The sequence below is a fragment of the Paractinoplanes polyasparticus genome, assembly GCF_019710575.1.
Taxonomy (GTDB): Bacteria; Actinomycetota; Actinomycetes; order Mycobacteriales; family Micromonosporaceae; genus Actinoplanes; species Actinoplanes polyasparticus.
Genome location: NZ_JAHWFK010000005.1, coordinates 324692 through 333774 on the forward strand (window position 1 = coordinate 324692; position 9083 = coordinate 333774).

10 protein-coding genes are annotated in these 9083 nt (G+C 71.5%); 4 read left to right on the forward strand and 6 right to left on the reverse strand.

Going from position 1 to position 9083, the window contains the following annotated elements; all coding sequences use genetic code 11:
• Window positions 1-9: 9 nt before the first annotated feature.
• On the reverse strand, window positions 10-789 hold the full coding sequence (locus KXC43_RS08695; RefSeq protein ID WP_221375448.1) for an FAD binding domain-containing protein: 780 nt from the start codon (window positions 787-789) through the stop codon (window positions 10-12).
• Window positions 790-905: 116 nt separating this feature from the next.
• On the opposite strand from KXC43_RS08695, the gene KXC43_RS08700 reads away from it, so the two are divergent.
• The gene (locus KXC43_RS08700; RefSeq protein ID WP_221375449.1) at window positions 906-1580 is read left to right on the forward strand and encodes a GntR family transcriptional regulator; all 675 of its coding nucleotides are present in this window, start codon (window positions 906-908) and stop codon (window positions 1578-1580) included.
• A 17-nt stretch (window positions 1581-1597) separates the two neighbouring features.
• Here the strand turns inward: KXC43_RS08700 and KXC43_RS08705 are convergent, their stop codons facing one another.
• The 4 genes from KXC43_RS08705 to KXC43_RS08720 all read right to left on the reverse strand — a co-directional run bounded on the left by KXC43_RS08705 (window position 1598) and on the right by KXC43_RS08720 (window position 3394).
• Window positions 1598-2293, reverse strand: a complete 696-nt coding sequence (locus KXC43_RS08705) for a DUF4097 family beta strand repeat-containing protein (RefSeq protein WP_221375474.1) — start codon at window positions 2291-2293, stop codon at window positions 1598-1600.
• Between the two features lie 39 nt (window positions 2294-2332).
• Window positions 2333-2590, reverse strand: coding sequence for a hypothetical protein (locus tag KXC43_RS08710; protein ID WP_221375450.1), 258 nt, complete (start codon window positions 2588-2590; stop codon window positions 2333-2335).
• A 19-nt stretch (window positions 2591-2609) separates the two neighbouring features.
• Window positions 2610-2960, reverse strand: coding sequence for an ArsR/SmtB family transcription factor (locus KXC43_RS08715; RefSeq protein WP_221375451.1), 351 nt, complete (start codon window positions 2958-2960; stop codon window positions 2610-2612).
• A 134-nt stretch (window positions 2961-3094) separates the two neighbouring features.
• Window positions 3095-3394 (reverse strand): hypothetical protein, encoded by a 300-nt coding sequence (locus tag KXC43_RS08720; protein WP_221375452.1) that lies wholly within the window; start codon window positions 3392-3394, stop codon window positions 3095-3097.
• Window positions 3395-3530: 136 nt separating this feature from the next.
• Between KXC43_RS08720 and KXC43_RS08725 the strand changes: the two genes are divergently transcribed.
• From KXC43_RS08725 to KXC43_RS08735, 3 genes are all read left to right on the forward strand, one after another.
• Entirely contained in the window at window positions 3531-4550 is a 1020-nt protein-coding gene (locus KXC43_RS08725) for an aldo/keto reductase (RefSeq protein ID WP_255643716.1), read from the forward strand.
• Window positions 4551-4625: 75 nt separating this feature from the next.
• Window positions 4626-5075, forward strand: coding sequence for a hypothetical protein (locus tag KXC43_RS08730; RefSeq protein WP_221375453.1), 450 nt, complete (start codon window positions 4626-4628; stop codon window positions 5073-5075).
• A gap of 91 nt (window positions 5076-5166) precedes the next feature.
• Window positions 5167-6681 carry an FAD-dependent oxidoreductase gene (locus tag KXC43_RS08735; protein ID WP_221375454.1) on the forward strand — a complete coding sequence of 505 codons (1515 nt, stop codon included), beginning with the start codon at window positions 5167-5169 and terminating at the stop codon, window positions 6679-6681.
• Window positions 6682-6910: 229 nt separating this feature from the next.
• Here KXC43_RS08735 and KXC43_RS08740 read toward each other — a convergent pair whose 3' ends face one another.
• A complete protein-coding gene (locus KXC43_RS08740) occupies window positions 6911-8326 on the reverse strand; it encodes an alpha/beta hydrolase family protein (protein WP_221375455.1) in 1416 nt (471 codons plus the stop codon).
• Window positions 8327-9083 lie beyond the last annotated feature (757 nt).

Consider the following 9083-nt stretch of genomic DNA (forward strand, 5'->3'; position numbering starts at 1 on the left):
CTCGTTCCGTCAGCGGCCGAGCAGCGCTCGCCGCAGGTGGACAGGAAAGACCCGCGTGCGATACCAGGCCGAGGCGTACGCGTCGTCGGCCGGCGACAGCTCACCCAGGCCGGCCCGTGCGGCGGCCGCCACGGTCTCCTCGGTCAGCGGCCGGCCGAGCAGCGCCTCCTCGACGGCCGCCGCGCGGACGATGTGGTCGCTGACGCCGCCGAGGGCGACGCGGGCCCCGGACACGAGCCCGTCGAGTTCGACGATCGTGGCCGCGACCGTGACCAGCGAGGCGGAGTTCCACCGGCGGCGGGCCGCCTTGACGTACTTGAAGACCCCGGGCGCGGGCAGCTCGAAGGTCACGGCGGTGACGAGAGCCGGCCGTTCCAGGGGCAGCTCGGCCGGGCCGCTCCCGCCGGCCGGCACGGCCCGGGCGTTCAGCGCGACCAGGGCGACGGCGAGGTCCCCGTAGGGCTGCGGGACGAACAGGTTGCCGCCGACGGTGGCCAGGTTGCGCACCGGCACCGAGGCGATCGAGCGGACGACGGGATTGAGGATCTGGAGCCGGGAATCGTGCTCGATCTGCGACAGGGTCGTCGTCGCGCCGATGGTCACTGTGGAGCCGGTGACGGTGATGCCGGACAGTCCGGTGCGGCGCAGGCTGACCAGTTCCGTCGGCGGTGATCCGTAGTCGTTGAGCGCCGGCATCAGGCTGGTGCCGCCGCCGAGGACGGTGGCGCCCGAGACGATCAGACCCACAGCCGCGGGCACGTCCTCGGGGACATGAACCTCAGTCAACATGCGAGATCCTTTTATCGATATCGATAATTCAACGTAACGGGATCTCACTATGCTGGTCAACAGAACGCGGTCGCCGGTTGACGCTCCGCGATCATGGCGACGAGGGAAGGACCAGGGTGACCACGTCGAGGCCGACGCTGAGTGAAGGCATCCGGGACGGCCTGGTCGAGATGATCGTGTCGGGCCGGCTCAAGACCGGCGAGAGGCTGATCGAGACCCGGATCGCGGCCGACTTCGGAACCAGCCAGGCTCCCGTCCGGGAAGCCCTGCGCGAACTCGAAGGGCTCGGCCTGGTCGAGAGCCGCCCCCGACGCGGCCGCCACGTGCTGCCGTTCGTCGAACAGACCCTGCGGGAGGCGTACGTGGTTCGCGCGGCCCTGGAGGAGACGGCGACCCGGCTGGCGATGCTCAACGGGAAGCTGCCCCTGGAGGCGATGGGCGACGATGTCGCCGACATGCGCCGGTGCGGGGCCGCCGGCGACGTCCGCGGTATCGGCCTGGCCAGCACCCGCTTTCACCGCCGGGTGGTGCTGGCCGGCGACAACTTCCTGCTGGAGCGAGCCTGGGAGGGGCTGCAGATCGAGGCCCGCACGGCGATCACCCTGATGGTGACCGAACCCGACCTCGGACATGTGGCCGACGAGCACGCCGAGCTTCTGAGCGTCCTCGAATCCGGCGACGTGGAGGCCGCTTGCCTGCACACACGCTCGCATCAGTGGGCCTACGCGGACCTCCCGCACGACATGCACGGCACGGCCCGAGCGGTACGCTTCCCCAGCAGCGCCACGTAGGACACCGATGGTGGTCGTCAGGCGGCCCGGATGGTGATGTCTCCGCCGCTGGTCTTGACGGTCACCTTGTGGACCGAGGTGTCGTCGGTGTCGACCGAGACGTCGCGCGGGCCGCCGCCGCTGTCGGCCTCGACCGCGTACGGCCCGCCGGGCAGCGTGATCCGGGCGCCGCCGCCGGCGGTGTCGACGGTGACCGATTCCGGCTCCGCGCTCAGGCCGGCCTCGACCGCGCCGCCGCCGGACTTGACGGTCAGGCTGGCCGACAGCTTGCCGACGACCACCTTGCCGCCGCCCGAATCGATGTCGACCGGGGCGCCCACGCCGGTGACCTCGACCGTGCCGCCGCCGCTGGACAGCTTCGCGGTGAGCGTCCCCGGGATCCGTATCTCGTAGTCGACGTTGCAGATGCCGTCGACGTCGCAGCGGTCGGACTGCAGCAGGAGCTTGCCGTCGCGGACGCTGTGCCGGCTGACCGGCTTCTTGTCGCCGTACTGCATCGTCTCGGTGACCTTGATGGGTCCGCTGCCGGTGACGATCCTGATGTCGCCGCCGTGCCCGTCGACCCGCAGCGCCGTGACCGTCTCGGCGACCTCGTACGACGACGATGCGCTTGACCTGCCGCCACCCGTGCCGCACCCGGCCAGCGCGGCCGCGACGATCACGGCCAGGCCCGCCCCGCGTACCCGGCTCCTCGAACCCTCCACCTTCAGCATCACTTGCGGACCCCTCCCCCGTGACAGCGGCGCGAGCGCCTATTCCGTGTCCCGCAACAGCTTCTCCATCGCCCGCACCCGGCGCTGCAGGCCGGCGACCTCCGACTCCAGGCTCGTGACCTGGGCGCTCGTGGCGGCCTGGCGGGCGACCGATTCCTCGGCCAACCCGCGGAACTCCTTCTCCTTGCTGGTGGCCGCCCTCGCCTGCCAGACGTAGCGCGCCGTCCAGACCAGCAACACCCCGAACAGCAGCAGGACCGCCGCGTAGCCGAGATCCAGGAATGCGTAGTCGTTCACTGCCGGCTCCATCTCCGTGTCACCCCTGCCCCTGCGCGTCGTCGCGGAGACGCGCCTCCTCGTACGTCAAGGTCGCCGCGGCCGCGGCAAGCGCCTGCGGCGTCAACTCGATGGCGAACTGACGAATCGTGTAGTACTTCATGGCCTTGCCGTCGGGCGACAGCTCGAGAGTCGCCTCCACCAGCCCCGCCGCCTCCAGTTTGCGGAGGTGCACCTGCAGCAGCGCACGGCTGATCTGCAGCCGACGGGCCAGCCGGCTCACGTACTCGCGGCCGTCCAGCAGGGCCGCGACGATCCGGATCCGGTGCGGGTTGCTGAGCGTGGACAGCACTTGAACCAGCTCGTCGCCGGTCCGTTCGGACGACGTCATCAGCCTCCCCGCCTTGGCACCTGCTACAAGATCTTTGCAGGTAGCAGGACAGGCTGTCAACGCCGGCCCCGCTGATGGGGGCAGACCGGGAGAGCAGCCGATGACGCGGCTGTGCCGGAGCTACAACGGGACGGTCATCGCACCGGCAGGGTCACCCGCCGGCCCAGGCCGACCTCGGCCGCCGCGGTGTCGGTCACCATCGCGTACGCCCCCGCCGGCACGCCCTTGCGCACCGCCACCCGGGAAGCCGCCTTCAGCAGTGCCCGCTCGCTCGCCCCGGCGATGAAGAAGACGTAGTCGTCGCCGACCTGCTCGCCGTCCTCGTACTCCTCGAGGCCGAACTCCTCCTCCAGGTCGATCAGGAAGTCACCGACATCATCGACCCATTCGTCCTCCCCGGTCGCCGGGAAGTGGATCTCCACCATCACAGCCATGTCGTTGATGATTCAGCACCGGCCGGCGCCGATGACACGAGGGCCAGTTCCCCGCCGCGGGTGTTTGAGGGGCCACCGGCAAGGTACTGGTGCTGTGTCGGCAAGCCGGAACCCCGTACACCGTTAGGTTGAGATCATGGAATATCGCACGCTCGGGCGCAGCGGATGCGCCGTCTCCTCGCTCTGTCTGGGCACGATGACCTTCGGCGACGAGTCCGACGAGAAGGTGTCGCACGCCCAGCTCGACCGGTTCCTCGAGGCCGGCGGCACGTTCGTGGACACCGCGGACGTGTACTCGGCGGGCGAGTCGGAACGGATCATCGGCCGCTGGCTGGCCGCACGGCCGGCCGACGTCACCGAGGCGGTCGTGCTCGCCACCAAGGGCCGGTTCCCGATGGCGGCCGACCCCAACGGCGCCGGGCTGTCGGCCCGCCACCTCACCCGCGCGCTCGACGCGTCGCTGACCCGGCTCGGCGTCGAGGCGGTCGACCTCTACCAGGCCCACGCGTGGGACGAGTTCACCCCGCTCGAAGAGACCCTGCGTACCCTGGACGGGTTCGTCCGGGCCGGCAAGATCCGCTACTACGGGTTCTCGAACTTCACCGGCTGGCAGCTCACCAAGACGGTGTCGCTGGCCCGCGAGCTCGGGCTGACCGGCCCGGTCAGCCTCCAGCCCCAGTACAACCTGCTGGTCCGCGAGATCGAGTACGAGATCGTCCCGGCCTCGCTCGACGCCGGCCTCGGCCTGCTGCCGTGGAGCCCGCTCGGCGGCGGCTGGCTGACCGGCAAGTACCAGCGCGACCAGCGGCCCACCGGCGACACCCGCCTCGGCGACAACCCGGAGCGGGGCATGGAGGCCTACGACCGGCGCAACAGCGCGCGCACCTGGGACGTGATCGAGGCCGTGCAGCGCATCGCCGAGGCCCGCGGCGTGTCGATGGCCGAGGTGGCGCTGGCCTGGGTGACCGACCGCCCCGGCGTGACCTCGACGATCCTGGGCGCCCGCACGCTCGACCAGCTGGACGCCAACCTCAAGGCGGCCGGCCTGCACCTCACCGCCGACGAGACCGACGCCCTCGATCAGGCCAGCGACCCCCGGCCGAACGACTACCCGTACGGCCCGCTCGGCATCAAGCAGCGGAGCCGCACCATCTGAGGGCCGTCTCCCGGCATCGTGCCACTGCGTTCATCATCCCGGCACTCTCCGTGGCCACCGGGAGACGGTGGGCCCATGAAGAAACTAGCCTGTGTCATCACTGCCGCGGCGGCCATGGGCGTGGTCGCAGCCACGCCCGCCGCCGCCCACTCCACCGCCACTCACACCACCGCCGGCGCGCAACGCTGCACGCCGGCCCGGCCCGCAGCGGACTTCTATGCCGGCGGGCGCATCGCCTCCGCTCCGATCAACGACCGCAACGCGAAGTGCACCACCATCTCGGTCTCGGGCATCCGGGACGTGGGCCGGCCGTGGGACAGGTGCCAGACGTTCCTGGTGGCCCTGCTCTCCACCGACGGGCGCGATCCCACCTACACCGAACCGGTGCGGGCATGCTCGCCCACACCCCGGACGCGGACGGTCCTCGCCACCGGGGTGCCGGCCGGAACCCAGTTCCGCGTGCTCTACCAGGTCGACTACATCGAGCCGGCGCCGCAGTCGGTCCGCTACACGGTCTGGCGGTGACTTCCTGCCGGCGCCGCGCCCTCGCGGCGCCGGTGTCCTCGCGCCGGGCACGGTCAGGATTGGACGACCGGCCGGCGGGAACCTTGCTGACATGATCCCCTTCCGGGCAGCCGCCGGCACCACTCACCGGGCCCACCGCCTCGTACGCGTCGATCGGTCCCTACCCCGCACGGTGGAACACCCGGTGCGCACAGTGGTGGTCGGGGGTGGCATCGCCGGAATGACCGCCGCGCTGCTGCTTGCCGAGCGCGGCGTGACGGTGACTCTGCTGGAACGCGACGAGCGGCTGGGCGGCCGGCTCTCCGCCTGGCCCCGCAAGCTGGCCGACGGATCCGTCCAGATGGTCGGCCACGGATTCCACGCCTTCTTCCGGCAGTACTACAACTGGCGGAACATCCTTCGCCGTGTCGACCCGTCGTTGTCGTTCCTGCGCCCGGCCGAGCGCTATCCCGTGATCTCGCGGGACTGGCCGGAGGAGGACTTCGGCGGTCTGCCGGGCGGACCGCCGTGGAGCCTGTTCGCCCTGATGGCCCGCTCCCCCAGCCTGCGGACGCGCGAGATGCGCGACGTCGACGGCCCCACCTCGCTGGCGCTGCTGCGGTATTCGCGGGCCGAGACGTACCGCGAGTTCGATGCGATGTCGGCTGCGGAGTTCCTGGATCGCCTGGCCATGCCGGACCGGGCCCGCACGTTGCTGTTCGACGTGTTCGCCCACTCGTTCTTCAACCGCGCGGCCGACATGTCAGCGGCCGAGATGATCATGCAGTTCCACTTCTATTTCCTGCGCAACCCCGAGGGCCTGGACTTCGACGCGCCCGACGACGACTACCAGACCGCCATCTGGGGGCCGTTGAGCGAGCGGCTGCTGGCGCTCGGAGCGGACATCCGCACCGGCGCCGGCGTGGACAGCATCGAACCCGGGTGGACCGTCACTCTCACCGGCGGCGCCCGGATCCCGGCCGACCAGGTCATCCTGGCCACCGACCCGGCGTCCGCGCGGAGCATCGCCGCCGCCTCCCCCGGCCTGCCCCTGCGCCTCACGACCGCGATGAAGACGGTCGAGACCACGGCCCCGTACGCGGTGAGCCGATTCTGGACCGACCGTGACGTCGCCGGCGACCGCGCCGTCTTCAACGGTGTCGCCCGTGAGCCGCTGCTGGACTCGGTGAGCCTGTTCCACCGCGTCGAACGCGGCTCGGCGCGATGGGCCCGGCGCACCGGTGGCGCCGTCGTGGAACTGCACGCCTATGCCGCCGACACGGATGTCGAAGCGGACGCGGCAGCCCGCGACATGTGGTCGGAGCTCGCCGGGATCTGGCCGGAGGCGGGCGGGCTGCGGGCGGTCGACGTCGACAGCCGGATCGGCTACGACGCCCCGGCCTTCGACGTGGGCAGCGACGCCACCCGGCCCGGCGTGACCACCGACGCCGACGGGCTGTTCGTGGCCGGCGACTGGGTCCGCATGCCGTTCCCGTGCGCGCTGATGGAGCGTTCGGCCGCCTCGGCGGCCATGGCCGCCAACGCGATCCTGCGCCGGCACGGGGTGCGTCCGGTGCAGGTGTTCTCGGTCCCACCCCGCGGCCTGCTGGCCCCGCGCCGACGGTGACACTGTCGGCCGGCGGGGACCGCACGCCCCGCGGTGACGTCGCTACCTGCGAAGCCGGCTGCCAATCGGGTCGGCTGCGGCCCGCACGCCGGCGGTGGCGCCGACTACCGGCGGGCCCAGCCGTCAGCCGGGCGGGACGCGGCGCGTCCAGAGACGCCGTCTGCCGGCGGGTTCAACCGTTGGCCGGGCGGGACGCGCCGCTTGCAGAGACGCCGTCTGCCCGGCGGGTTCAACCGTTGGCCGGGCAGGGTGGGGCGACGAAACCGCGGTGCGTGCCCCGCGTCCACCGGCAGCCGAAGGCCGGATCGGCAACGGCCCGGCGGTTGAGCACCGCGTCGCCGGCGGCTCGATGGCCCGTACGGAGCCAGGTTGTCAGGTCGTCGAAGGCCTGCGTCAACTCGGCCGGGGTGAAGTCGCAATGGCCGACGCCGCGGATCGCCCGGGACACGAACAGGGCGGATCGGCCGTTGCGGGCCGCTCGGGCCGCGTACTCCTGCTCCATCGAGAACGGCACGAACAGGTCGCCGATGTCGTGCAGGGACAGGACCGGGATCGACGGCCGGCCGTCCACGCGGGGAATGCCGGACAGGCCAGGATCGGCGGGGACGGCCCGCTTCACCCGCAGCACGTCCCGGTTGAGGCGCCATTCCGCAGCGGTCGGCCACAGCCGGTCGGTGCTGCGGTAGACCGTGTGCCGGTTGCCGGCGACGTTGCCCTCGGCGATGCCCGCGGTGCCGCCCTGCAGACCGGGGTAGAGGCCGAACAGGAACGGCAGGTCGGCCAGCGGAGGCAGGGAGGGTGCGGAGTTCCAGTACGCGAACGCGCTGTCGAAGCCCGGCCGGTCGCCGCCGCTGCGCCGTTCCACGACGGCCGACCACGTGCGCCCGGCCGGCGTGGAGCCGGACGGCAGGCCGAGCGCGGGTACGATCCGGCCGACCTGCTCCCGCCACCGCTGCTGGTAGTCCGCCGCTGGTTCCCGCGGGAACTCGATCCTCACACCGGTCAGGGCGGCTGCCGTGACGTTCGCGTCGAGGAAGTAGTCGTACAGGGCGGTGTCGCCCAGCACCCCGCAATAGGGCATCGCCCCCGCGAAGGCCCGGGGGTGTTCCTTGATCGCCACCGCGGTGACGTGCCCGCCCATCGACGCCCCGGACATGATCACCGACCGGGCGCGGACGCCGGTGACCCGCCGGAACACGTCGATCAGGGCCACCGAGTCGCGGACGCCCTGCCCGACGTCGTATCCGTTGGTGGCGTAGCTGGAGGCCGCCCACGCATAGCCCCGCGCCACGTAGTGCTGCCGCAGGGCCGGATCGTCGACGTAGACGGTCGTGCCGGTGCCGCGATACCCGTGGGCGTAGACGACGAGTCCGCCGTTCCACGCGCCGGGAACCTCGATGCGATACGCCGCACCGCCGGCGATTCCGGTGTGGACCTTGGCGCCCGGTAGCGCGGTGAACGGTGTGCCGTCGAGCGCGCAGTCCGGGTCGGCGACCAGGTAGCCGGGCTGGGTCGTGCTGGGCGTGGGCGCGGTGCAGACCGGCGCGGCGGCCGGTGCGGCGGCCGGTGCGGCGACAGCCGGCGTGGACGCGACGGCGAGCGCGACGATCAGCCCGAGCCCGGCGGCGGCACGACTCCAGATCATGGTGTTACCTCCCGGTAACATTTCATGCCTGGCATCGACCGGCGTCAAGACTTCGAGCCGCACGATCGCTCATTCGGGCCGACAAGCACCACGCCGGCCGCATCCTCGGCGGCCGGCCGGCGACCAGACCGGGGCCGGGCCGCAGCCGGACTGCGACCAGGCGACAGCCAGCCGGCAGCGGAGTGGCGGTCAAGCGGCTGACCGGCAAGGACACGGACGAGCCGGCAAGGGACGACGGTCGGCTCGGCAGATTGCGCGGATGCGGCACGACGGAGCGGCCTCGCCGACCGAGCCCACCGGCGGCACGACGGGCTGAGCGCGCCGCACCGGCTCCAATCATCAGTCATGTGAGCGATAACAGCGACGCTGGATGATCTTACGGTTGATTGCTCGCGATGCTGTTGTCCGCCTGCAACAGCCACTCTCTCAGAACGCACAAAATCCGGATCGGCGAAAGCTGTTATGCCGGACGGCTCCAATGAGTCACGTTCACATCGCCTTGAGGACGGAGAAACATCCTGGCAATATGCGACGAATTGGGAGCGCTCCCAGCCGCGATTCCCCACAGGAAGGCACATCCCCTGATGAAGCCCCGATCCGCATCCGCACGACGACGCTCGTGGCTGCTCTCGGCAGCGACCGCGGGTGTCGTCGCCGCCGCCGGCCTCGCCGTGGTCGGTCCGGCCGAGGCCGCGAGCACCCTGGGCGCATCGGCCGCCCAGTCCGGCCGCTACTTCGGCGCCGCGATCGCCGCCGG